The sequence below is a fragment of the Maribellus luteus genome, assembly GCF_003576475.1.
Classification (GTDB): Bacteria; Bacteroidota; Bacteroidia; order Bacteroidales; family Prolixibacteraceae; genus Draconibacterium; species Draconibacterium luteum.
Genome location: NZ_QWGR01000002.1, coordinates 64,074 through 89,914, shown reverse-complemented (window position 1 = coordinate 89,914; position 25,841 = coordinate 64,074). Strand labels below are relative to the sequence as shown.

Here is a 25,841-nt window from a genome sequence, read left to right as displayed (position 1 = left end):
GTGAAATTCAGTACGAAAACCAGGTATGGCGTTCGTGCTATTCTTGAAATAGCCATGAGCGAATGCGAGAATGGTATTTACCAAAAAGAGATTGCTCAAAACCAGCAAATCTCTTATAAATACCTCGACCACATTATGACTTCTTTAAAAGTTGCCGGCCTGGTCACCAAGGCTTCGGGCCGGAAGAGCGGATATATTCTCACCCGCAAGCCTTCTGAAATTACCATTAACGACATACACAACGCCTTTGAACCTGGCATTTGCGTGGTCGATTGTCTTTCGAATCACCATACGTGTAAGCGCGAAGACACATGTGCCTCCAAGGGTTTTTGGGGCGAACTGAACAACCGCATCATCGATTACCTGAAAGCGACCACCCTCCAGGACTTACTCGACAAACAGGTAAAGCTCGATGATTTTGTTGCTTAATTTGCAGGCTTTTTACGCCTCAACGCCCTTTTTTCCATCCAATGATAAATAATGGGCAAAACCATCAGCGTTAACAAGGTAGATGTTACCAAACCTCCAATCACCACGGTTGCCAGCGGGCGTTGCACTTCCGATCCCGGACCAGTGTTAAAAGCCATCGGGATGAAACCAAGGCTCGCTACCAAAGCGGTCATCAGCACGGGTCGTAAACGGTCGGCCGAACCATCCACAATCAGCTGTTTCAGGTCTCCCTTCCGCTCTTTTCGCAATTCGTTAATATGATCGATCAACACAATCCCGTTGAGTACCGCCACCCCAAACAAGGCTACAAAACCAATACTTGCTGAAACGGAAAGATACATTCCGCGCACCCACAGCAGAAAAATTCCACCGGATAAAGCAAAAGGAAGGTTTAGCAAAATAAGAATGGCATATTTCATTTTACCAAAGTTGAGGTACAACAGGCCAATGATGATAAAAATCGAGAGCGGCACTACCAACAGCAAATGCCGCATTGCACGGCGCTGATTTTCAAATGTACCGCCATAATCGATAAAATATCCGGCAGGTATCTCGGCTTTCTCCCGAATCTGGGCTTCCAGACTGGCAACATAACTCCCCAGGTCAATGTCCTTGATATTGATGCCCACAATCAGGCGCCTCCAGCCGTTCTCGCGCTGTATCTCGCGCGGGCCTTCCTGCAAAACAATTTTGGCCACCCGCTTTAAAGGAACATAACCACCGTTTGACAAATGTACCGGCACATCCTGAATCTTATGCAGCTCGTCGCGCACATCTTCGGGATAACGAACAGCAATGCCAAACCTCCGTTGTCCCTCGTAAACCTGGCCCACTTCCTGGCCACCAATTCCAGCCTCGATCACCTGCTGCACATTGTCCACATTTAAACCAAACGAGGCAACTGCTTCGCGGTCAATTTCGATGGTGATATAAGGCTGTCCAACGGTTTGCTCCACGTAAAAATTATCTGTTCCTTTTAATTGAGGAAGCAGCGTGGAAATGTTTTCACCGATCTTGCTCAGCACATCCAGGTCTTCGCCGTAGATCTTCACCGCCAGGTCAGATTTTACACCGCTGGTCAGCTCATCAACCCGCATCGCAATAGGTTGTGTGAAATTGTAAACCAGCCCCGGCTCTGTTTGCAGGTATGGCTCAATTTCGGTAATAATATCTTCTTTGGTGAGGCCTTTTCGCCACTCGTCGGCAGGCTTCAATATCACCCACACATCCGTTTGATGAACCCCCATCCAGTCGTTGGCCAAATCAGAACGGCCTGTTTTCGGCACCACCGTTTGAATTTCGGGGATATTCTGAACCAGTTTTCCCGCCAGCCAGTTGGCATTTTCGATGGATTCATCCAAGGTTACCGAAGGCATTCTCACCTGCTCAATCAAAATGGAGCCTTCATCCAACTCGGGAATAAACTCGGTTCCCAAGCGGGTCATCAGAAATAACGAAGCCGCAAAGATGACACCTGCCACCGAAACCACAAACCACTTGCGGTCCATGTATTTGGTAAGCGAACTCGTGTACCTGGGCTTTAAGAAGTTGATCAGGTAATTTTTCCGCACTTTCACCCCTTTTCGAAAAACAATGGATGAAATGGCCGGCACAAAAATGAGCGCCAACAGCAATGATCCCAAAACCGCCGCAGCCACCGTAATCGCCATCGGACGAAACATAATGCCTTCCATTCCACTGAAAGTCATGATCGGAACATACACCATCAGAATGATCAGAACCCCAAAAAAGATGGGGCGCACCACTTGGTGTGCCGATTTCCGGATAATTTCATCCTTGTTTTTGCCTTTATCTTTTTGAAGGCCGTGAACGATGTTTTCCACCATTACAACCGAACCATCCACTACCATCCCGAAGTCGATTGCACCCAAACTCATCAGGTTAGCTGCCAGACCAAACTCGCGCATCCCGATGAACGCAAACAACATCGAAAACGGGATCACCATCGCCACGATCAAAGCTCCTGAAATTTCCCCAAGCAAAAGCAACAACACCACAATTACCAGGAAACCACCTTCTATCAGGTTGGTGGAGATGGTGGCCGTTGTCCGGCTGATCAGGTCCGACTGGTCGTAAAACTTTTCAATGCTTACTCCTTCCGGCAGGTTTTGGTTGATGTTGTCGATCTTATCTTCAATATCCGCAATCACGTTTCTTCCGTTTCCGCCGCGCAACATCATCACAATTCCGGTTACCACTTCCCCTTTTCCATCCTGCGTAACACCGCCTTGCCTGATCTGCGTACCAATTTCAACCGAAGCCACATCTTTGATAAAAACAGGTTTGTTATCGATATTGGTAACAACAATATTTTCCAGGTCAGCAACTTTGTTGATCTGCCCAACACCGCGAATGATAAACTGCTCGCCGTTGTGTTCGAGGTAATTCCCTCCCGAAACACTGTTGTTGGCCGAAATGGCCGTGATCACTTCCGAGATGCCGATGCCAAACATCCGTAAGCGCCCGGGCTGAACCACCACATTGTATTGTTTTACAAAGCCACCGAAAGAGTTGATCTCTGTAACGCCTTTTACCACTTTCAACTGCGGGGCAATCAACCAGTCCTGAATTTCGCGCAGTTCGGTCAGCGAATAGTTTTCGCCGCTTACCACGTATTGATAAATTTCCCCCAAAGCCGTGGTAATCGGCCCCAGCTGCGGGCTGGAAACATCGGGTGGAAGCTCGTCGCTGATCGACTGCAAACGCTGGCTTACCATCTGCCGGGCAAAATAAATATCTGTTTTTTCTTCAAACTCCACGGTTACAGCCGACAAACCAAACTGTGAAATGGAACGCACTTCTGCCACATCGGGCAAGCCGTTCATGGCGGTTTCAATCGGGTAACTCACCAGTTTCTCCACATCGTAAGGCGAATACCTGCCGGCCTTGGTAATGACCAGCACCTGCACCGGCGTCACATCCGGAAGCGAATTGATCGGCAACTGTATCAGCGAAAAATACCCCGCCACAGCCATCAGAATAACCAACGAAAGGGCTACAAACTTCTGCCGTACACTAAAAGTGATGATTTCTTTTAACATGATTTTTCCTTTCTTGATTATTCTTCAGCGATGATATCGAAACGGGAAAGAGCCTTGAGGCTGAATACATTCGAAATGGCCACTTCTTCGCCATTGCTAAGCCCGCTATCCACAAAAACATACTGGTCGCGAATTTCGGAAACACCAATAAAGCGCTTTTCATAAATGCCGTTTCCTTTTTTCACAAAAACCACCGGGTTATTCCCGTCGTATGTAAGCGATTGCACCGGAAGTGCTATGATTTCTTTTTTTGAAGAAGTAGCAATCGAGAGCCGTACATTTTCCCCCGGTTTGGGCCAGCCATCGCGTGCCGGAACCAGGATGTTGGCAATCACCGACCGGGTATCTTCATCCAGCCCCGGATTGACCGAAGAAACCGTCGCCGACAGAATGGTTTCTTCCTTTTCGCGTTTGGAAACAACTACCGAATCGCCGGTATTGATCAGCCTGGCATCGTCGGGAGACAGATAAGCGCGGATCAGCACATCCCGTGTATCCAGCACACGCGAAAGGTTTTCCAGCGCATTTACCGACTGTCCCAGTTCCACAAAGTTCTTCTCGATAATTCCATCGATGGGTGAATGAATTTTCAGCACCGGATCGATGTTTTCGCCGTCGGTGAAAGATTTTATTTCTTCCACCGAAACTCCTACGGCCCGTAACCTGGAGTAGGCTGCACGCGAACTGGCCGATGCGTGATCGTATTCAGCCGTTGCCCGCTCCAACTCACTCGCCGAAGAGATGGTTTCTTCCACCAACTGTTTAATTCTTTTCAAACGGCTGGTTTGGTAACGCTCTTCGGCAAAGGCTTGCAAATACTCCGACACCAGCGTTCCGAACTCAAGGCTTTGAATCTCAAACAACACTTCGCCCTTTTTCACCCAAGCTCCTTCAAACTTGTTCATTTTGCTGATTCGCCCGTTGATGGGCGTACTGATGATGCTACCGTGATTCGGTGCCGGAAACACCACTCCGGGCGCAGTTACCGTATAGTCAATAAAATTATTGGCTACTTTCTGCACCTGGATGCTTAACTCGTTTTGCTCCTTTTCACTTAACTGAATCAACTTTCCGGTTGATGCACCTTCGGGTTGCAAAGAAGGCGGGAGTTCGGTTTGTTCCTTTGTTTCTGACTGCCCCGGTTGCTTTTCCGATCCACAGGAAAACAGTATCGCGGCCAATCCCACTAGAACTGCTAAGGATAAAATATTCTTCATGTTATATGCTTTTACTTTCGGTTCGATAATTCATTAATACACTAATTCACGGTCAAGGTATTTTTCGAGTGTTACAAGCTGAAGGTAATAATCGCGCAAGGCAAGCAAGTACCTTTCTTCACTCATCAGATAGGTTTGCTGGGCATTCAGAAGATTAAGCAGATCTACTTCTCCCAGTTGGTAAGCTCTCAAAGAAAGACTGCGCAAATGCTCGGCTTTCTCTTTCATAGTAGTATTGTATCTTTTTATAATCGACTGGCTTACCGAGTAATTGTGCCAGGCATATTCAATCTGTTTTTTGGTGTTGAGCCTTATTTCCTGCTGTTTCCACCGAATCTCTTCCTGTTTGGCCTGTGCCATATTTATCTTTCCTTTCTGATCAAACGGATACCAGACCGGAATTTTCAAACCCACTTCAAATCCTTTAAAATCATAGCCAGTACCGTAATCCTGGGTATAAAGATTCAGGCGAATATCGGGCAGAATGTTGCTTTTGGCTTCCTTAATATAGAAGTCGGAAGCTTCCAGTTCGTGCTGCGACGCCAGAAAGGCAGGTTGGCTTTCCTGAACCGAAAGTGTCAGTATCTGGGAAACTTCAATATCGGTGGCACGCAGGGTATCCGAAAACTGAATGCTGTATTTCTGGTCTTCCACCGGCAAACCCATGGCATAAAACAAACCATAACGTGCCTGGTGCAACACCCACTCTGTTTGGTCCAAATCGTTTTTTGCCTGTTCGAGCCGCAGTTCGGCATTCGCCAGATCGATGCCATTGCCCATTCCCATCTCAAACCGGGTGTACACGGCCTTGTAAAGTTCCTCGGCCAGTTTTACCTGGTTTTGCCGCGACCGCTGAAGATACTGGGCATACAAAACCTCCACGTACTTGCTTTTTACTTCCGCTTTGATCTCGTTTTCCCGGGCTTTTACCAGCAAGGCAACCGCCTCCACTTCCTGCGACAGGCCTTTTAACCTGTACGACGTGGTGAGCGGAAAATCAAATTCCTGCGAAATCGTAATCCGCTGCTCATCAAAGGCATCTCCCGGGCCCGAGCTGATCCCTTCCTTAAAATAACTGATTTCGGGAGCAGAAACGCCTGTTTCTGTTCGCCACTGGTTCTCTTTTTGCCGCAACTGCGCACGCATTTGCTGCAACTCGGTGTTACGGTTGTAGGCCGACTCTACGGCTTGTTCTATCGTAATCAAACTTTCCTGTCCGGAGCTCTGAAAAAATAAAAAGGCGAACAGGATCATGAATAAATCCCGGATCTGCATGGTTAGAATTTTGTTTTCTGTAAAGTTATGTATAGTAAATGTAAATTGTAACTATTTGGTTATTAAAATATACACGATCAAAACGTATCTTATTTCAGCTTTTTTAGTGTGAAATTTCAGCATCCCTTTTTAATCTTGCCTTTAGCTTTGACACCCCAAAATCAAAATACTTGCGTTGGAAACAACCTTTTAAGAGTAAAAAGTATTTTTCAGTAAAGCTTTGAATTGAAATCTATCCGCGAGTCATTCCCCTGTTTCTTGACCCGTCAAAGCTTAAACAATAAGTTAACATTTAAAAAGAATCGCTCCGTACTTCTGAAAACTTATCTACTTTCGCATCGAAATATATAGATGTATCGATATTTGATATTTACAGAAAGTCATAAAGACCAAGGATAAAACAGGAATATGGAAAAGCTATTGATTATTGGAGGTGTTGCCGCCGGAGCAACTGCCGCAGCCAAAGCCCGCCGCTTATCACCCAATGCACAAATAACCATGCTGGAAGCAGGCCCTGATGTTTCGTTCGCCAATTGTGGCTTGCCCTACTACATTGCCGGCGATATCGACAGCCGCTCGAAGCTGATTCTGCAAAGCCCCGAAAGTTTTAACGAACAGTACCAGGTAGAGGTGCACGTTAATACACTGGTTGAAAGCATTGACAAGGACAAAAAACAGGTTCACATGTCCAACAGCCAAAACGGACAGAAAAGAACTTTTGAATATACCAAACTGATTCTGGCCCAAGGAGGACGCCCGATTCAACCCGATGTACCGGGAGCCGGTGCTGACCATGTCTTTAGTCTTTGGACACTGGAGGACATGGATAAAATTGACTATCACCTGAAAAACAACAATCCAAAAACAGCAGTAGTTGTGGGTGGCGGTTTTATCGGCCTCGAAATGGTGGAAGCGTTGGTAAAAAGAGGACTAAAAGTTCATGTGGTGGAAAAAATGCAGCATGTAATGCCATTGATGGAAGCCGAAACCGCCGGATTTCTGACCCGCGAACTGCTTGCCTTTGGTGTTGGTATTCATACTGAAACGGCGGTCATAAAAATAAACAGCAATTCAGTTGAACTGGACAATGGCAAAACGCTGGAAGCCGATATGGTACTACTTTCTGTTGGCGTTCGCCCCACTTTGCAACTGGCAAAAGACGCCGGACTTGAAATGGGTGAAGCCGGAGGTTTGCTGGTGAACGACCAATTGCAGACTTCCGCGCCCGATATTTTTGCCGCAGGCGATATGGTGGAAATCGAACACCGCGTGAACGGCAAAAAAGTACGCATCCCGCTGGCAGGGCCGGCTAACCGTCAGGGAAGAATTGCAGCAGAAAATGCACTGGGCGGAAATCACAGCTACAAGGGCTCGATCGGCACTTCGGTGGTTCGTGTTTTTGATGCGGTTGCAGGCAGCACCGGACTTTCACTTCAACAAGCCCGCGCGGCTGGAATTGATGCCGATGCGGTGGTGGTGCACAAAGAACACCATACCTCCTATTATCCCGGAGCAGAAACAGTGAGTGTAATGCTTGTATTCGATAAAAATACCGGAGTGGTACTGGGCGGACAAACGGCCGGCTACAAAGGCGCCGACAAACGTCTGGACGTGATTGCAACAGCCTGTGCGGGCAAACTTACCGTGAGCGATCTTGCAGACGTTGATTTTGCCTATTCTCCGCCAATCGGCACGGCCAACGATGCCATGAACATGGCGGCTTATGCAGCCGAAAACAAAATGTCGGGCTATGGGCCAAGTATACTGGTTTCGGAGCTTGATGCCTACCTCGAAACAAAAGAACGGCTGATCGTACTTGACATCCGCGATGTGTTTGCCCACCAAAAAAGCAAGATGAACGGCGCACATCATTTACCGCTCGAAATGTTGCAGCCCAATCTCGACAGAATTCCAAAAGATATTGCTATTCTGGTTTATGACGAGACCGGAAAAAAAGGCCATCAGGCAGTTCGCACACTTATTGGTGCAGGCTGTAAAGAAGTAATGAACATCTCGGGAGGACACACCTCTTTGCAACGTCATGCAGCAGCAGCCGGTTTCCGCAATATCAACATGCTTCCATTGCCAATCGAGAAAAAAAGCATTGGCGAAAAAGTAATGGAAGAAACCGAAACCAACAAAAATGTAAGTGCATCAGAACTCAAAAAACTGGTGATTGATGTGCGTACGCCGGGAGAATTCCGAAGCGGGGCCTTTCCCGATGCTGTTAATATTCCACTCGACGATATCATGACAGGAAAAGGCGAACTGGGAGAAAACATGGACCGCGAAATCATTGTTTACTGTGCCACAGGAGCCCGCTCGGCTTATGCCCAACAAGTGCTGATGAGCCGCGGATTTTCAAACGTCACCAACGGTGGCGGCATCTCAGCCATGATGTCAAGGTATTGATCCAATTAGCTTATACATATTCGCACAAGAGCCGGTTCGTCGTTTACAAACCGGCTCTTTGTATTTTAATCCATGCATTCAGCCAATCACCTGGCAAACAGGGCAATCACTTTCAAAAAACATCTAATAAGTCACACTTATTGAAACAGTTACCCGGAGAAAAAGTGATTCGTTATCGATTTCAGTCTGAGGTTGCGATGCAGCCGGCCTCGGCCGGTGAGCCGAAAAATCAGTGAGAGCGGCGTTAAAAATCGTCCTTGTTTGAGTGAGGAACGAGCGAGTTTGGACGATTTAGACGTTCGAACGCCAATTTTTCGTGCGAAGCGGGCGCAGCCTTGAACTTTTTTGCTTCGTTTTTTGGTTCAAGCCAAAAAATGAAGTGGGGTTGGGGGCAAAGCCCCTAAGTTCGTAGTATCGGAACATCATGTCTATGATTATTTTCCGACATTCTCAGGCAAGTACAAACCACGTGAAACAAGAATAAAAGTTCAACGCGATTTCCCTTACCTACCAAAAATATTTTCATCAATTTCATATCTGAATTGTTACTTTAGATGTTTGTTAGCGATTTGAGAAATGATTCTGCACATTAAAAACATGGTTTGTCCCCGCTGTATTGAAACAGTCAGGAGCGTATTGGAAGAACAAGGATTCAAGGTTTTGTCAATCAAACTGGGAGAAGTGGAAACCGACCCGGCGCCTTCTGAAATTCAAACATTGCAGCTTTCGGAAGCCTTAACATCAAAAGGCTTTGAACTCCTTCAGGATAAAAAAAGCCAGACCCTTGAGCAAATAAAAGCCGCCATTATTCAGTGGGTTCATTATTCGGAAGAACACCCGGTACAAAACCTGAATCTATCGGAATACCTTGTTCGGGAAATAGGTGCCGATTATTCATCGCTAAGCCATTTGTTTTCAGCTTCCGAAGAAGTCACCATCGAGAAATTTGCCATTTTGCAAAAAATTGAACGCGTAAAAGAACTACTCTCATACGGCGAACTTACCACCAGCGAAATCGCCTTTAAAACAGGCTACAGCAGTGCCGCGCATCTTTCAGCACAATTTAAAAAGGAGACCGGAATGACTCCCGGCGATTTTAAAAAACTCAAAGATAAAGACCGCCGTTCGCTTGACAGCATCGGATAAACGCCTCCCTTTCTCTCAAAATCCTGTAAACATTTTCCAAAATTGTATAAAAACAGGTCCATTCCGGCGCCTTATCTTTGCTAAGATTGGTGAGTATGAAACCCAAAAGAGCAATCATCTCATCGCTCAATGCCAAAAAATAAACATTTAAAGGGCACAACTGTTTTAGAAAAAGAATGCTGAAAAAGATCGTACATATTGTTTTTGCGACACTGCTCCTGCTCACCACAATGGGCTTGATGGTGTCGAAGCATTACTGTGGCGGTCACATGGTCTCAGTTTCGGTATTTCACCAGGCAGACTCCTGCTGCGGCGATTCCGGTTGCTGCAACGATGAGACCCGGTTTTTCCAGGTAAAAGACGATTTTTCAGCACCGGCTGTTTTCTCGGTACCGGTTACTGCTGAGTTTGACCTTTTCACCCAGTTGATCTGGCAAGCCGGAGTTCTGCTACCTTACGAAACAGAAGAAGAACATTCCTTTATCGGCCAAACTCCGCCACCGCTCACGGTGATGGAAAAGCTTGCTGAACAACAAGTATATCTTTTATGAAATTATTATGATAAACAACTAGGCATTGTCTCGACAAATGCCTGATTCTTTATTGTATTAATCTCATAGATAAAAGAATATGCTCAATAAAATCATTCGTTTTTTTCTTGAAAATAAACTGGTCACTATGCTGGTTTTAATCCTCTTTGTTAGCTGGGGGATTATCACTTCGCCTTTTGGCTGGGACACTAAAATCTTACCCAACGACCCGGTACCGGTCGATGCGATCCCCGATATTGGGGAAAACCAGCAAATTGTTTTTACAGAATGGGCTGGGCGCTCACCACAGGATATTGAAGACCAGGTCTCTTATCCGCTAACAACCTACCTTTTAGGTATTCCGGGCGTTAAGTCGATCCGAAGCTCGTCTATTTTCGGCTTCTCCAGTATTTACATCATTTTTGATGATGATATCGAATTTTACTGGTCGCGGTCACGTATATTGGAAAAGCTCAATTCATTGCCGTCCGGTTTATTGCCGGAAGGCGTTCAGCCCGCGCTTGGCCCCGATGCCACTGCACTTGGCCAGGTTTACTGGTACACCATCGAAGGGCGCGACAAAGAAGGTAATCCCACCGGAGGATGGGACCTGCACGAAATACGCACTGTACAGGATTTCTTTGTAAAATATGCGCTCAACGCTGCCGAAGGTGTTTCTGAAGTTGCTTCCATCGGCGGGTTTGTACAGGAATACCAGGTAGATGTAAATCCCGATGCACTGAAAGCATACAACATTCCACTGAGTAAGGTAATGCAGGCGGTTCTGAAATCGAACCGCGATGTGGGAGCCAAAACCATCGAGATCAACCAGGCAGAATACCTGGTTCGCGGATTGGGTTACATCAAAAACGTGGGCGACCTGGAAAAGGCCGTGGTGGCGGTTCAGGACAATGTTCCGGTTCGCGTAAAAGACATTGGAGTAGTAACTCTTGGCCCGGCCAACCGGCGTGGGGCGCTCGACAAAGACGGCGCCGAAGTGGTAGGTGGCGTAGTGGTGGCCCGCTACGGTGCCAATCCGCTGGAAGTCATCAACAATGTAAAAGCAAAAATGGCAGACATTGCACCCGGGTTGCCTTCAAAAGTATTACCCGACGGAGTGGAAAGCCAGCTTACCATTGTACCCTTTTATGACCGATCAGGCTTGATCTACGAAACCCTGGGAACGCTCGAAGAGGCACTCTCTCTCGAAGTCCTGATCGTCATCCTGGTGGTAATCATCATGGTATACAACCTGAGGGCATCGCTGCTTATTTCGAGCTTACTGCCAATCGCCGTTTTAATGGTGTTTATTGCCATGCGTTATTTTAACGTGGATGCCAACATTGTAGCACTTTCAGGTATCGCCATCGCCATCGGGACCATGGTCGATCTCGGGGTGATTCTTTCGGAGAACATAATCAAACACACCAAAGAAGCACCCCCCGGACAAAAGCTCATCACCACGATATACAACGGTTCTACAGAAGTAAGTTCCGCTATCCTGACAGCCGTTTCAACTACCATTGTCAGTTTTATCCCGGTATTTACCATGCAGGCTGCCGAAGGAAAACTATTTATACCGCTGGCCTTTACCAAAACCTTTGCACTGATTGCAGCATTGATTGTTTCGCTGTTTATTATGCCGGCACTGGCACACTGGTTTTTTGGCGCGCGCATCAACAGCAAAATCATCCGTAAATGGGTGAACATCATCCTCATCCCACTTGGCATCGTTCTGCTGATAACCGGACAAATTTGGGGAGGAATAATGATACTGGCATTTGCAATAGCCGGAACCGCCAAACAATTCAAGAAGGAACAAACAAGAGACAAAAAACAAGAGACTGAAAACAAGAGCCTGTCACATCGTATTCAAAAAGCCGGAAACTGGCTCCTGGAGTACATCGAAATCGTTATTGTACTCATCGGGGTTACCTGGCTGCTGGCAAGATACTGGCTGCCACTCGGACCAACCAAAAGCCTGGTGATGAATGTCGTGTTTGTGGCCATTCTGCTGACCATTATCCTGGGGGCTTTTTCATTGCTTGAATATTTCTACAAGAAAATACTGACCTGGTGTCTCGATCATAAAGTTGCATTTCTTTCCATCCCAACCTTCCTGATTATTATGGGAGTAACCACCTGGATGGGCTTTAGCAATCTTTTTGGATTTGCCGCCCGCGGTTTTGACAAGCTTGGATGGAACATCCGCACAACCAGTGTCTGGTCTACCTTAACCCATGAATTTCCGGGAATAGGGAAAGAATTTATGCCGTCACTGGATGAAGGAAGTTTCCTGCTGATGCCCACTTCAATGCCACATTCGGGCATTGCTTATAACAGGGAAGTTTTGGGTCAGCTCGACATGCTCATTTCCAATATCCCGGAAGTTGAACTCACCGTCGGTAAGCTCGGCCGCGTAGAATCGGCGCTTGACCCGGCTCCCATTTCCATGTATGAAAATGTGATCAACTACAAACCGGAATACATGCTCAATGAACGCGGCCACCGGGTACGTTTCAAAACCGACCATGAAGGGCGTTTCATTCTGACATCGGGAGACAAACTTTCGAACCAGGAAGCCCTGGAACAGGGTATTTCGCAAGAGCATCTAATTCCCGACGAACACGGAAATTATTTCCGCAACTGGCGTGAAAACATCCATTCTCCCGACGACATTTGGGACGAGATTGTACGTGTTTCCAAAATTCCGGGCGTTACGTCGGCTCCGAAACTACAGCCCATTGAAACTCGTTTGGTGATGTTGCAAACCGGGATGCGCGCCCCCATGGGAATTAAAGTGTACGGGCCCGATTTACAGACCATCGAAGACTTTGGGATAAAGTTGGAAGAGATCCTCAAAACCGTTCCTTCGGTAAAAGCACAAGCCGTTTTTGCCGACCGGATTGTGGGCAAACCTTATCTGCTGTTCAATATTGACCGGGATAAAATATCGCGCTACGGATTGAATGTGGAAGATGTGCAGCAAACAATAGAAACTGCTGTGGGTGGCATGAAAATCACATCCACGGTGGAAGGACGCGAACGTTTCCCGGTAAGGGTGCGCTATCCGCGCGAGCTGCGCGATGACCCGGAGGCGCTCGGAAAAATTCTGATGCAAACGCCTACCGGTGCGCAAATTCCGTTAAGCCAGCTGGTAAATTTCGAATACCAGCGCGGGCCGCAAGCCATCAAAAGCGAAGAGACCTTTCTGGTGGGCTATGTTCTTTTTGATAAAAGCGAAGGCTTTTCGGAAGTTACCGTGGTCAACGATGCCCAGAATGTGATTCAGGCAAAAATCGATTCCGGGGAACTCACCGTTCCGGCCGGTGTGAGCTACAAATTTTCAGGGAGTTACGAAAACCAGGTACGCGCCGAAAAACGGCTGTCGATTATCGTACCACTGGTGCTGGCCATCGTTTTCCTGATTCTCTATTTCCAGTTCAAATCGGTCACTACTTCGCTGATGATATTCACCGGAATTGCCATGGCGTTTAGCGGTGGGTTTATGATGCTTTGGCTCTACGGACAGGAATGGTTTGTTAATTTCTCCATTCTCGGAACCAACATGCGTGAATTGTTTCAGATGCACACGATCAACCTGAGTGTGGCAGTATGGGTGGGATTCATCGCCTTGTTTGGAATTGCCACCGACGACGGCGTATTGATGGGAACTTACCTCGACCAAGGTTTTGCCCGAAACCGCCCCAACACCTGGAAAGGAATCAGGGCAGCGGTGGTGGAGGCCGGCCAACGAAGGGTTAAACCCGCGGTAATGACTTCGGCCACTACAATTATTGCCTTGCTGCCGATTTTAACTTCCACCGGACGCGGTGCCGACATTATGATTCCGATGGCGATTCCGGCCTTCGGAGGGATGATTTTTGCCGCCATCACCTATTTCATTGTACCGGTGCTGTACAGCTATCGCGAAGAGCGAAAACTTAAAAAGAGTCAGTCATGAAGAAGATAATCATACTAATAGTCCTGTTTATTTCAGCCTTTAGCGCTGTGCAGGCTCAAACACTGGACAGCTACCTTGAAATGGCGGCTGTCAATAACCCCGGGCTGCAAGCCAAATACAAGGACTTTGAAGCCGCCCTGCAAAAAGTTCCGCAGGTAAGTTCGTTACCCGACCCCACCTTTTCGTTTGGCTATTTTTTATCGCCGGTGGAAACACGCGTGGGACCGCAACGGGCCAAGTTCTCGCTCAGCCAGATGTTTCCGTGGTTTGGTACGCTTGAAGCAAAAGCCGATGCGGCTTCGCTGATGGCCGACGCAAAATACCAGTCATTCCTGGATGCCCGCAACCAATTGTTCTACGAAGTGGCTGCAGCTTATTACCCTTTGTATGAGCTGAACCGCTTAAAAGAAATTGAGCAGGAAAACATCGGCATCCTTGAGTCGTATAAAATCATTGCCAACACCAAGTTCAAAAATGGTCTTTCGCCAATGACCGACGTGTTGCGGGTGGACATTATGCTGAAAGATGCCCAAACCAATCTTTCGATCCTGGAAATGAAAGAAAAACCATTGCTGGCAGCTTTTAACAAACTGCTCAACCGGGAACAAGATGAAGCGGTGATACTTAGCGGTTCGCTGCCAATTGAAACAGTTCCCGTAAATTTCAGAAAGGATTCGTTGCTGACTGAAAATCCGATGCTAAAGGCTTTAAATGCCAAAGTGCAGGCCAGCGAAGCTTCTGAAACAGCCGCCCGGCTGGATGGACTACCCAAAATCGGCGTCGGGCTCGATTATGCCGTTCTTGGCAAAAGAACCGATATGGACATGGCTGATAATGGCAAAAACGTAGTGATGCCAATGGTTTCGGTAAGTATTCCGATTTTCAGGAAAAAGTACAAGGCAGCCCAAAAAGAAGCACAGTTGATGCAGGAAAATTATTCGCTTCAGAAAGAGGAAACCGTGCTTTCACTCTCTTCTGCTTACGAAATGATCTGGTTCCAAATTCAGCAGCAGCAGGAACTCCTTGAATTGTACGACAAGCAGATCAGCCAAACCGATCAAACACTGAATCTTTTGTTTAGTGCCTACGGAAATTCGGGGAAAGATTTTGAAGAAGTGCTGCGCATGCAACAACAACTGCTGCAATACGAGAAAATGAAAGCCTTGGCGGAAACACAACAACAAACCGCGCTGGCAAAACTAAATTACATCACGGCAAAAACATATTAACGATGAACACAAATAAAAAAACAATCGTCATCATTCTGGCCACGCTGGCAACAGGCTTGCTGCTGGGCTGGTTGATATTTGGAGGCTCAGAAGCCAAAACCACCGACGAGCACCATCATGAACACAGCCACGAAGAGGCTGCCGGAGAAACCACCTGGACTTGTTCCATGCACCCGCAGATCAGGCAAAACGAACCCGGCGACTGCCCTTTGTGCGGTATGGATTTGATTCCGCTGGAGGAAGAACAAAACGGAGAAATTGACCCGGCAGCAATTAGCATGTCGCCAACAGCCATGCAACTCGCCAGGGTGCAAACAGCCGTGGTTGGATCAGCCGACCCCGTCAAAATTGTACGGCTCGACGGCAAGGTTCAGGCCGATGAACGCCTGGTGTTTTCGCAATCGTCACACATTCCGGGCAGGATAGAAGAACTGATGGTGAATTTTACCGGCGACTATGTAAAAAAAGGACAGGTGATCGCCTCGGTGTATTCGCCCGAGCTGGTTACCGCACAGGAAGAGCTGCTCGAAGCTCAGAAAATAAAAGCATCGCAACCCCAGCTTTTTGAAGCTGCCAAAGAAAAACTCAGCAACTGGAAGCTAAGTGCTCAACAAATTGAAGAGGTTCTGGCTTCAGGAGAAACCCGGGAAACCTTTGATGTAAGGGCCGATGTTTCGGGCTATGTAACACAGAAAAAAGTAAATACCGGCGATTACATCCAAAAAGGTCAAGCCATTTATGAAATTGCCGATCTTTCAAAAGCATGGATACTTTTTGACGTGTACGAATCGGACATGCCGTGGATAAAAAAAGGCGACAAAGTAACTTTTACGGTTGAATCGCTTCCGGGCGAAAGTTTCGAGGGCACCATCGATTTCCTCGACCCGGTTATCAATCCTTTAACCCGCGTGGCAAAAGCACGGGTTGTAAAATCCAACCCAGGGTTAAAACTGAAACCCGAAATGTTTGTATCCGGAAAAGTGGAAGCCCAGCTGCCCAAAACCGACGCAGTGGTTGTTCCGAAAACAGCACTGATGTGGACCGGCAAGCGTTCGCTGGTGTATGTAAAATCGGAAACGGATCAAGGCGTATATTTCACCATGCGCGAGGTAGAACTTGGCCCTGCCCTGGGAGAAAGTTATGTAGTTGAAAACGGACTGCAGCCAGGTGAAGAAATAGCCGTCAACGGTACCTTCAGTATTGATGCGGCAGCCCAGCTTGCCGGAAAACACAGCATGATGAATCCTGAAGGTGGCGCTTCGTCAGGCGGACACAACCACGGAGGAATGAATATGAACGAAGATCAACACACGGAAATAAAACGGGTTGAATCCGATCCGAAGTTCGTAAACCAGCTTTCCGCAGTGTTGCATGCATACCTGAAAATGAACAATGCATTTGTTGAATCCGATGCAGGAAAAGTAAGTTCGGAGGCTCAAAAAGTGGAAGAGGCCCTGAATTCGGTTGACATGAAACTACTGAAAGGCGATGCACACATGGCCTGGATGAATCAGCTCAAAACGCTGAGCAGCTCCGTAAAAAACATTCGTTCGGGAAGCGATATCGACAAGCAACGACTGGCGCTTTCAGACTTCAACAATGCCTTTTACCTCAGCCTGAAAATGTTCGGACTGAGCCACGACACTGTTTATTACCAGTATTGCCCTATGGCGCTCGATGACAAAGGCGCTTACTGGATTAGCGAAACGGAGGAAATCCGAAATCCGTATTTCGGAGATATGATGCTGAGTTGCGGGGAAAACAAAGACACGCTTCAGTAAGTACTAAAAACCGGAGGGGCCCTGACCTCTTCCGGATGATTTCAACAACTAAAAGGAAACGTCATGGAAGATTACATTCAAAACATCCAACTAAGGGTTGACGAACTCCCGGACCATGACTTGCTCAACGCTTGTTTAACTTCTCTTAAAAAAGAAGAAGGCATTCAGAACGTACTGTTTGATAAGCAAACAATCACTGTTTACTTTAATCCATACAGGATTAGCGAAGAAGAAATAATCAGTGAACTGAATACTGCCGGTATTAAAACATCCCTTTCCGAAAAGAGAATAAAAGGATTCAGGGGATGGCTAAAAAACATGGCAGCACAAAACAAGAAAAGTTTTGGCGGCCATAAATTGGATTGTTGCGATTTGAATCAAAAGAAACATGTTGAATGAAAAAGGAAGCGCTTGAGAGCAATTGAACGCACAATGAGCTTTTGATACAAAAATTACGGAAACCTTTTATAAAATAATGTAACAGCTGAATATCAGTGATTTTGTAAGTTACAACAAGAAAAAAGAGATGGAAAAAGTTCCCCGGCATTTTAACTCCGGGAACTCTGAAACAAAAGAAGAAAGGAGTAAACCATGTATTTGAAAATTCTGATCGTGACAATTATCCTGGTAGCCATTATGACTTTGGCACTGGGTGTGAAATTGCTGTTTAACAAAGACGCTTCTTTTACCGGCCATGCCTGCTCCTTTGATGAAAGCAAGCTCGATCAAGACGGATCTTGTGCCGGTTGCGGAATTCAGGACATCACCAACTGTCCGGAAAAAGAAAGCTAAATAAAAATAGAACGAAGGTCAAAGCAGGGAGTTGGTTGCAGGACAGAAACTCTGGCCTTACGGAACATTAAATCATACAAATCATGAAACTAATAAAAGCTTACATACGACACCGAAAAACGGAAGAGGTGTACAACGCGCTGAAAAAGGAAGGATTCTTCAGCATGACGCTTGTAAGATGCGAGGGCACAGGCCGCTACTCAGACCACGAGAAAGAACACATCAACGACCAGTACCCGTTTACCGATGCTTACCGGGTAATAAAACTGGAGATACTGGTGGCCGACGAACATGTTGCCCCCGTGATTCAGCTTATTCGTCAGAACGGAAGAACCGGATACCGGGGCGATGGCATGATCATCGTTTCTCCGGTCGACGAAGTATTCAAAGTTCGTACCGATGAAAACGGCATTTTGGCGGTTTAATGAAAAACGAAAATTTCATGAAGATCAACATCAAAAATATGGTTTGCAACCGCTGTATTATGGTGGTTTCGCAGATTTTTAAAGACGCCGGCATCCCGACTGAAAACGTACAACTGGGGACCGTGACACTAAAAAATGACCTTCAACCGGAAGTGCTGGAAAAGATTAATGCCCGGCTAAAAACAGTGGGTTTCGAGATCATTAACGATGCCAAAAGCCGCTTGATTGAAAAGATAAAGGCCATTTCCATCGACTACGTGTACCAGCGCAACGAAGAAAACAAGTTGAATTTCTCGGATTACCTGGTTGCCCAACTCAACCTCGACTATCCGTACCTCAGTTCATTGTTTTCGTCGGTAGAAGGCACCACCATCGAAAAGCACCTTATTCACCTGAAAATTGAGCGGGTGAAAGAGCTGCTGGTATACGACGAAAAAACGCTGAGCGAAATCGCCTGGGAAATGGGCTACAGCAGTGTGGCACATCTATCGGGGCAGTTCAAAAAAGTGACGGGTTTTACGCCTTCTTACTTTAAAAAACTGGGCGAGCAAAAACGCACATCGCTCAACGATGTATAAGTTCAAAATCATGTAAATCAATCTAAAAAAAGTGTAACGTTTTCTCACTCAGCAGCCTCTACCTTTACTATACAATTTAAAAGCAACAGATCATGAAAAATGTAAAGGAAATATTCGCAACCAGAAAAAGAAAAATGCATGTAGCACCTTCTGTGAGTGCACATCAACAAGGGCAACACGGTAACACCCAAAGTGGAACTCTTTACCAATGCCCCATGAAATGCGAAGGAGAAAAAAAGTACAAAGAACCCGGAGTTTGCCCGGTTTGCAACATGCACCTGGCACCCGCGGAAACAATTAATTAAAAGTTTGAAAGGAGGCTTGTTATGTACGCAATGAATGGAATGGGCTGGGGAATGGGATTCGGCTGGATCCTTGGAATGGCTGTCCTGATTGTTTTAATCTGGGCTGTTACCAAGGGAATTAATGCCGGACAAAACACCCCTCCAACAGAAAACAAATCGGCACTTGACATTTTGAAAGAGCGTTATGCCCGGGGTGAGATAGACAAAGAAGAGTTTGATGAAAAAATGCACCTTATCTCCTAATTCTTCGGAAACAAACGAAAGCAAAGTACTATGGATACAGTTGAAAAATATGTTTGCCCCATGCACTGCGAGGGAGACAAAACCTATAAGCAGCCAGGCGATTGCCCGGTATGCAACATGCACCTTGTTCCGCAGGAAAAGGAAGGAGCGGAAAAACAGGGGCAGCAACCGGGTTGTTGTTCGCACGGTCATGCTCATCACCACGATACACATCAGCATAAAAAAACGACATCGTCAAAAGGCAAAGGACAGTACTACTGCCCCATGCATTGCGAAGGCGATAAAATGTACCACGAACCCGGAAGTTGCCCGGTGTGTGGCATGGATCTGAAAAGAGTTGAAAGCCGGAAAACAGGTATCCGTAAAGAAACAATTTATACCTGCCCCATGCACCCTGAGGTAGAACAAGACCATCCCGGAGACTGCCCCAAATGCGGGATGAACCTGGTTCCCCGGAAGGTAGAAATGTTAAGCGACGAGGAAAAAGCCTATAAAAAAATGGCCCGCAAATTTTGGCTGGCTGTGGGCTTTAGTCTGCCCGTTTTTATAATTGCCATGTCAACCATGCTTCCTTTTTTGCGTTTACACGACCTGGCATCCACAAAAGTCTGGAACTGGATAGAATTTATCCTGGCCACTCCGGTTGTTTTTTACGCTGGCTGGGACTTTTTTAAACGTGGATGGAGCTCTATTCGGCTGCGCAACCCAAATATGTGGACCCTTATATCCATCGGTGTGGGAGCCGCCTACCTTTTTAGTGTACTGGCCCTGCTAATTCCGGGAATTTTCCCGGCTCAGTTTAAAGATGCCAACGGAAATGTACACGTATATTTTGAAGCAGCCGCCGTTATTTTAACGCTGGTGTTGCTCGGACAGGTTCTTGAGTTGCGGGCCCACAGCAAAACCAATTCGGCCATAAAAGCACTGCTTGGCCTCGCTCCTCCGGTTGCCCGCGTAATCCGCAATGGAGAAGAGCTTGAAATTCCTTTGGAAGAAGTAATGGTGGGCGATATGCTGAAAGTGAAACCGGGCGAAAAAGTGCCGGTCGACGGAACGATAACCCAGGGAAACGCCGTAATCGACGAAAGCATGATTACCGGAGAACCCATTCCGGCCGACAAATCGGAGGGCAGCAAAGTAACCGGCGGAACCATTAACGGAAAAACCGCCTTTGAAATGAAAGCGGAAAAAGTGGGAGCCGATACCTTGCTGTCGCAAATTGTGGAATTGGTAAACGAAGCCGGCCGTTCGAGAGCCCCCATTCAGAAACTCGCCGACGTGGTAGCCAAATATTTTGTCCAGATTGTAGCTGGCGTGGCAATTGCCACCTTCGCCGTGTGGGCGATTTGGGGACCCGAACCTGCCTATGTGTATGCCTTTGTGAATGCCATTGCGGTGCTGATTGTTGCATGTCCCTGTGCATTGGGACTCGCCACGCCTATGTCGATCATGGTGGGCTCCGGAAGGATGGCTCAATCCGGGGTGCTGGTAAAAGATGCGCGTGCCATCGAAGAAATGAACAAAGTAGACGTGCTGATCGTCGATAAAACCGGAACCATCACTGAGGGAAAACCTTCATTACGAAATTACCGGTCGGTTGGAAAGATGAGCGACGAAGAGGTACTTCGGCTGGCAGCCTCCATTGACGCCAACAGCGAACACCCCCTTGCTGACGCCATTGTGAAAGGCGCCAAAGAAAAGAACATTCAACCCGATAAACTCGAAGATTTTGAATCGCTTACCGGGAAAGGAGTACAGGCGATTTTCAAAAAGCAAAAGGTTGGGCTGGGAAACCATCGCCTGCTTGATGACTTTGGCGCATCTCCGGACAAAGCGGTAAAAAAGGTAGCAGAGAACTGGCAATCGACCGGGCAAACAGTAATGTATCTGTTGGTGGAAAACAAAGTTGAAGGCTTGATTAGCGTGGCCGACTCCATCAAAAAATCGTCAGCCAAAGCCATTCATTCCTTACAAAAAGCGGGAGTTAAAGTGTACATGCTCACCGGCGACAACCAGTACACCGCAAAAGCAGTTGCCGAAGAATTGCATCTGGACGGTTTTGAAGCCGATTGCCTGCCCGAAGACAAATACAAAAAAGTAAAAGAGTTTCAGGAACAGGGACACATAGTGGCCATGGCGGGCGACGGAATAAACGATGCCCCGGCACTTACCCAGGCCAACATTGGCATTGCCATGGGCACAGGTACCGACATTGCCATGCAAAGCGCCGAGATAACACTTGTTAAAGGCGATTTAAACGGTATTCTGAGGGCCCGCGAGCTTAGTCATAAGGTAATGCAGAATATAAAACAAAATCTGTTTTTTGCCTTTGTTTACAATGCTTTGGGCGTGCCAATCGCCGCCGGAATATTATTTCCTTTTTTCGGGCTTTTACTCAGCCCCATGATAGCCGCAGCAGCCATGAGCTTTAGCTCTGTTTCTGTGATTTCAAATGCCTTGCGATTGCGAAAAAGATAAATAGTAAAATACATTTTAAACAATTGAGTAATAACCATTAAAATTTCAAAAAATGAAAACAAAAGTTTTAAGTTTAGTAACCCTGTTTATGATGGGTGCGGGTGCCGTTTTTGCCGGAAATAAAACGGAAAAAATCAAAGTGTACGGGAATTGCGGGATGTGCGAAAAACGCATCGAGAAAGCGGCCAGTGCGGTTGAAGGAGTGTCAAAAGCCGATTGGAACAAAGAAACCAAAATACTGGAGGTTACTTTTGACGATAAAAAGACCAACACCGACAACATTGAAAAAGCCATAGCAAAGGTTGGCCACGATACTCCGCACTACAAAGCACCGGACGAAGTTTACGAGAATCTTCACGGATGCTGCCAGTACGAACGAAAAAGCGAGAAAAAGGACAAAGCCGGAAAAGAAGACCACAAGCATTAAAAAAGGTCCCGGCACATTGCCAATTTTACGCCAAAAGGTTATCATTTTGATACATCACTTCAAAATGATAACCTTTGTTTCTTTCTTCCCAATCCTCAACTCCCTGCTATTCAATCTCAAAAAAAAATGCCGTTTAGTGGCACCTCCTTTGCCTCTTTAAGAAGCATGGCAATCTATCTACATGCAGAGTGAGAAGAAGCCAGTAAGTATCAATTATTAATTAAAAATTTTAAAGCTATGAGAGCAAAAGTTTTGAGTTTAGCCGTTTTGTTTATGTTGAGTGTAGGTACCGTTTTTGCAGGCGAGAAAACAGAAAAGGTAAAAGTAAAAGGAGGTGATTGCGAAGAATGTAAAACCCACATCGAAACCACTACAAAGGCAGTGGAAGGAGTTGTTTCAGCCGACTGGGATGTAGAAACCAAAGAACTGACAGTTGCCTTCGACGATGAAAAAACCACACTTGAAAACATCGAAAAGGCCATCGCAAAAGCCGGAAATGATACGCCCAATTTTAAAGCTACCGACGAAGCTTATGGCCAATTGCCTGAGTGCTGCCGGTACGACAGAGAGAAATAGAGTCAAAAGGCTTAGAGATCATTGCAAGGGTGCATCGACTAAATTCGATGTACCCTTTTTGCGGGTAGTTATTGCGAAAATCTCAGGCAAAAAGGAACGGATACAAAAGCTGCATCCGTTCCTTTATACTTGTAAAGTGAATCACCTCCTATTTCACAAACCTGGAATTGTTGAGGAAGTCGAAACATTCTTTAACCCCGTCAAACTGCGTTTTGTCGCCCTGACGCAGGCCTTCCAGTTCCACATAAAAGGCTTCCAGACCGTTTTCGTAGGCCTTGGTAAAAATGTTCTCAAAATTCATCATCCCCGATTGTCCCAAAACTTTCCGGTCTTTAATATGAAGGACAGGGAACCTGTTCGGATACTTGGCAAAATATTCCAAAGGATCGTTCCGTCCCATAACCGTCCAGTAAACATCCATTTCAAAGAAAACCAGCGATGGATCGGTGCCATCCAGCATCAAATCGTAAATAACATCGCCTTGTTTTGGGTTATCACCCGCTTTTGAAATGCGTTCAAACTCTCCGCTGTGGTTGTGGTATCCCCATTTAATTCCGGCAGCTTTTGCAATTTCTCCGGCGCTGTTAAATACTTCGCAAACAAGCGCTGCATCGTCGTGCGATTCAACCGTCGGCATTCCGGGTTGTACCAGTGTTTTCACACCCAGCGTCACATGGTCTTCAACGGTTTGTTTCCAGAAATCGGCAATCTCGCCTACGTTTTCCCTGGAATATTTCCGAACAGGCGGATTAACATGCGAACTGTTAATTTTCAGCCCGGCGTCTTCGGCAAGTTTCCGGTATTCAGCCAGCGAATAATCACCCATCTGACGGTTTCTGTAACCCGCCAGTTCAATGCTACTGTAGCCAATTTTGGCTATTTTCTTCAGCCCGTTCGGAACGTCTTCGGTCAGTTCCTTACCCAGCGAATAAATCTGTAATCCGATTTGTTTTTTAGGTGCCGGGCTGCTTATCAACGACGCTGCTGACGCCGGATTAATGACTCCGCTAACCACTCCGCCGGCAGTCAGCAATCCCAGACTTTTTAAAAAATCTCTTTTCTTCATAGGTTTTAAAGTTGGTATTTTACAAATTATAAGGTTTACTGAAATCGTAAGTGCCGAAGATACAAAAAGTTCCTTTTCACCATTTCGCCCATTTAATAAACCATCATCCGCCTTAAACATTTATAGTGGTTAAACACGGGCTGACAACTCTTTATTCATTTTTATCGCTCACTGAACATAACTTGTTTTTTCCAAAACCGTATAAGCACAAAATCAATACAATTAAAACCAATAGCTTGACTGATGAAACCATTATTCTCTCTACTACTCGCGCTTGTTTTAACTGCATTTTGTACAACAGCGCAAACCTGGAATGCCGAATGGGAAAAAGTATCCGGTAACCCAAAACAAGACTATTTTGCAGATGTAACTGAAATCCCTTTAGGTGGTTTCGCGGTACTGGGGGCGGTTGGCGGCAATACCTCAAAACTGAGTCTCTTGTTTTACAGCGAAGCAGGTGATCTCATCTGGAGCCGAATCTATGAATCGGATGAAAGTGAACTTCCCGGGAAAATAGTAAGTACCGGAGAAGACAAACTGATCATTCTGGCCCAAAAAAATCAGAACAACCAATCGCAGGTTCTTATTCTGAAAACCGACAAGAGTGGAAATGAAATAACACGAACTACCTTGAACGGAATGTACTACAAAGGTGCCGACCTCGCGGTGATCAACGAAGATGAATGGGTAGTGGCAGGCGCCAAAGGCACCGACGCCGACAACGCACAACTGTGGCTGGCCAAATTAAATGCAAGCGGTGAAATAAAGTGGGAAAGAACCTTTAATCAAACATCAAACGGTTGTTTTTCAACGATAAAACAACTGCCTGACGGTGGTTTTGTGTTGGGAGGCCAAGTGGCCGGGAAGTCAAAAAACGATTGCGATATGATCGTGATCCGGACCGACAGCGAAGGAAATGCCACCTGGACAAGCCGCATGGAAGCCCCCAAAAGCAAAGAATGGACAGAATGTGTTTGCTGCTCCCCCGACAGTTGTTTTATGCTGGTTGGCTGGGGCGGCAATTGCTTGAACGACATCAACGACGAATACCCGATTTTTGACTTCGACCTCATCCTGAAAAAAGTGGACTGCAACGGCAAAGTAAAATGGTCAAAGAATTTCGACGCCGAAGGTTCGGAAGGAGGAAATGCCATTGCCATTCGCCCCGATGGCCATTTTGTTGTTGCAGGAACCAAAGTCACATCATTTACGGGAACCATTGGCCCCTGGCTGATGGAAATAGATGGAAACGGCCAGGTACTGAACGAACTTTTACTCGACATGAAGTACGCCAGGGCCTGCAAAATACTCAATACCAAAGATGGCGGATTTGTCGTAATCGGTCCCGGGATGAACGAAAACCTCACCCCGAGAAGCGATGGATGGATCGCCAAGTTTTCAGCCATGTAACAAGGCTGGTTTCAATCAGGCATTTTCTTCCCAGAACTGATCAATGGCTGATTGGGCCTCGGAAAGCGAAGTGTATTGCACCAGCTTAATTCCGGAACAACCGGCAACCATCGCCGACAGATTTTTTCCGGCATCCGGGCGAAAAAGGCACAACACTTTTTTGCCCACTGCCACTGCGCGCCCTATTTCGTAACCAACGCCCATCGAAACGGCCGTCACTTCGGCCACCAACACATCCGACTGCAACAGCCACTCCACGTCCCGGTCATGGATATACCGGTCGGTAGGGCCATCATCTCCGGCGCTGGTTAGCGCTGGATCTCCCACATGTTCGGTCAGCACTTCCCCGTAATTTTTCAGGTGTTCAATGATCTGCAAATACAAGGCGGCATCTTCGCGGCCTCCCCGGATCGATCCGGCAAAATAGATTTTCATTTCAAAATTGATTTTAGTATTGAGTAACTGGTACGGAGAT

The 25,841-nt window shown here is 46.6% G+C and carries 22 protein-coding genes; 17 read left to right on the top strand and 5 right to left on the bottom strand.

Annotated features, from left to right (window positions below; translation table 11 throughout):
• Positions 1–429, top strand: coding sequence for an RrF2 family transcriptional regulator (locus tag D1614_RS03150; RefSeq protein ID WP_119436441.1), 429 nt, complete (start codon positions 1–3; stop codon positions 427–429).
• On the opposite strand, the gene D1614_RS03145 is transcribed toward D1614_RS03150, so the two are convergent.
• Genes D1614_RS03145 through D1614_RS03135 form a run of 3 tightly spaced genes read right to left on the bottom strand, consistent with a single transcriptional unit; the run spans position 426 to position 6,004 of the window.
• Complete coding sequence (locus D1614_RS03145) at positions 426–3,512, bottom strand: efflux RND transporter permease subunit (protein ID WP_119436440.1); 3,087 nt, start codon at positions 3,510–3,512, stop codon at positions 426–428. The two genes, D1614_RS03150 and D1614_RS03145, sit on opposite strands and share 4 nt — an antisense overlap.
• A gap of 17 nt (positions 3,513–3,529) precedes the next feature.
• Positions 3,530–4,729 carry an efflux RND transporter periplasmic adaptor subunit gene (locus tag D1614_RS03140; RefSeq protein ID WP_119436439.1) on the bottom strand — a complete coding sequence of 400 codons (1,200 nt, stop codon included), beginning with the start codon at positions 4,727–4,729 and terminating at the stop codon, positions 3,530–3,532.
• A 33-nt stretch (positions 4,730–4,762) separates the two neighbouring features.
• On the bottom strand, positions 4,763–6,004 hold the full coding sequence (locus D1614_RS03135; RefSeq protein ID WP_119436438.1) for a TolC family protein: 1,242 nt from the start codon (positions 6,002–6,004) through the stop codon (positions 4,763–4,765).
• A gap of 408 nt (positions 6,005–6,412) precedes the next feature.
• On the opposite strand from D1614_RS03135, the gene D1614_RS03130 reads away from it, so the two are divergent.
• The 15 genes from D1614_RS03130 (at position 6,413) to D1614_RS03060 (ending at position 22,890) form a co-directional block, all read left to right on the top strand.
• Positions 6,413–8,416: an FAD-dependent oxidoreductase gene (locus D1614_RS03130; protein ID WP_119436437.1), complete on the top strand. Its 2,004-nt coding sequence runs from the start codon at positions 6,413–6,415 to the stop codon at positions 8,414–8,416.
• 576 nt (positions 8,417–8,992) lie between these two features.
• Positions 8,993–9,562, top strand: a complete 570-nt coding sequence (locus D1614_RS03125; RefSeq protein ID WP_119436436.1) for a helix-turn-helix domain-containing protein — start codon at positions 8,993–8,995, stop codon at positions 9,560–9,562.
• Positions 9,563–9,738: 176 nt separating this feature from the next.
• A complete protein-coding gene (locus D1614_RS03120) occupies positions 9,739–10,113 on the top strand; it encodes an HYC_CC_PP family protein (protein WP_119436435.1) in 375 nt (124 codons plus the stop codon).
• Positions 10,114–10,192: 79 nt separating this feature from the next.
• Positions 10,193–14,056 (top strand): efflux RND transporter permease subunit, encoded by a 3,864-nt coding sequence (locus D1614_RS03115; RefSeq protein ID WP_119436434.1) that lies wholly within the window; start codon positions 10,193–10,195, stop codon positions 14,054–14,056.
• Positions 14,053–15,285 carry a TolC family protein gene (locus tag D1614_RS03110; RefSeq protein ID WP_119436433.1) on the top strand — a complete coding sequence of 411 codons (1,233 nt, stop codon included), beginning with the start codon at positions 14,053–14,055 and terminating at the stop codon, positions 15,283–15,285. Before D1614_RS03115 ends, D1614_RS03110 begins: the two co-directional genes overlap by 4 nt.
• 2 nt (positions 15,286–15,287) lie before the next feature.
• The gene (locus tag D1614_RS03105; protein WP_119436432.1) at positions 15,288–17,066 is read left to right on the top strand and encodes an efflux RND transporter periplasmic adaptor subunit; all 1,779 of its coding nucleotides are present in this window, start codon (positions 15,288–15,290) and stop codon (positions 17,064–17,066) included.
• A 63-nt stretch (positions 17,067–17,129) separates the two neighbouring features.
• Complete coding sequence (locus D1614_RS03100; protein ID WP_119436431.1) at positions 17,130–17,465, top strand: LDCC motif putative metal-binding protein; 336 nt, start codon at positions 17,130–17,132, stop codon at positions 17,463–17,465.
• A 192-nt stretch (positions 17,466–17,657) separates the two neighbouring features.
• Positions 17,658–17,858, top strand: a complete 201-nt coding sequence (locus D1614_RS03095; protein WP_119436430.1) for a hypothetical protein — start codon at positions 17,658–17,660, stop codon at positions 17,856–17,858.
• A gap of 83 nt (positions 17,859–17,941) precedes the next feature.
• Entirely contained in the window at positions 17,942–18,283 is a 342-nt protein-coding gene (locus D1614_RS03090; RefSeq protein WP_119436429.1) for a P-II family nitrogen regulator, read from the top strand.
• A 17-nt stretch (positions 18,284–18,300) separates the two neighbouring features.
• Entirely contained in the window at positions 18,301–18,861 is a 561-nt protein-coding gene (locus tag D1614_RS03085) for a helix-turn-helix domain-containing protein (protein ID WP_119436904.1), read from the top strand.
• A 92-nt stretch (positions 18,862–18,953) separates the two neighbouring features.
• Positions 18,954–19,166, top strand: coding sequence for a heavy metal-binding domain-containing protein (locus D1614_RS03080; RefSeq protein WP_119436428.1), 213 nt, complete (start codon positions 18,954–18,956; stop codon positions 19,164–19,166).
• A 21-nt stretch (positions 19,167–19,187) separates the two neighbouring features.
• Positions 19,188–19,409, top strand: a complete 222-nt coding sequence (locus tag D1614_RS03075; RefSeq protein WP_206609918.1) for an SHOCT domain-containing protein — start codon at positions 19,188–19,190, stop codon at positions 19,407–19,409.
• A gap of 30 nt (positions 19,410–19,439) precedes the next feature.
• Complete coding sequence (locus tag D1614_RS03070) at positions 19,440–21,887, top strand: copper-transporting P-type ATPase (protein WP_119436426.1); 2,448 nt, start codon at positions 19,440–19,442, stop codon at positions 21,885–21,887.
• Between the two features lie 52 nt (positions 21,888–21,939).
• Entirely contained in the window at positions 21,940–22,314 is a 375-nt protein-coding gene (locus D1614_RS03065; RefSeq protein ID WP_119436425.1) for a heavy-metal-associated domain-containing protein, read from the top strand.
• 237 nt (positions 22,315–22,551) lie between these two features.
• A complete protein-coding gene (locus D1614_RS03060) occupies positions 22,552–22,890 on the top strand; it encodes a heavy-metal-associated domain-containing protein (protein ID WP_119436424.1) in 339 nt (112 codons plus the stop codon).
• Between the two features lie 148 nt (positions 22,891–23,038).
• On the opposite strand, the gene D1614_RS03055 is transcribed toward D1614_RS03060, so the two are convergent.
• A complete protein-coding gene (locus D1614_RS03055) occupies positions 23,039–23,956 on the bottom strand; it encodes a sugar phosphate isomerase/epimerase family protein (RefSeq protein ID WP_119436423.1) in 918 nt (305 codons plus the stop codon).
• Between the two features lie 243 nt (positions 23,957–24,199).
• Between D1614_RS03055 and D1614_RS03050 the strand changes: the two genes are divergently transcribed.
• The gene (locus D1614_RS03050; RefSeq protein WP_119436422.1) at positions 24,200–25,366 is read left to right on the top strand and encodes a hypothetical protein; all 1,167 of its coding nucleotides are present in this window, start codon (positions 24,200–24,202) and stop codon (positions 25,364–25,366) included.
• A gap of 15 nt (positions 25,367–25,381) precedes the next feature.
• Here D1614_RS03050 and D1614_RS03045 read toward each other — a convergent pair whose 3' ends face one another.
• The gene (locus D1614_RS03045; protein WP_119436421.1) at positions 25,382–25,801 is read right to left on the bottom strand and encodes a nucleoside 2-deoxyribosyltransferase; all 420 of its coding nucleotides are present in this window, start codon (positions 25,799–25,801) and stop codon (positions 25,382–25,384) included.
• Between the last annotated feature and the right edge of the window lie 40 nt (positions 25,802–25,841).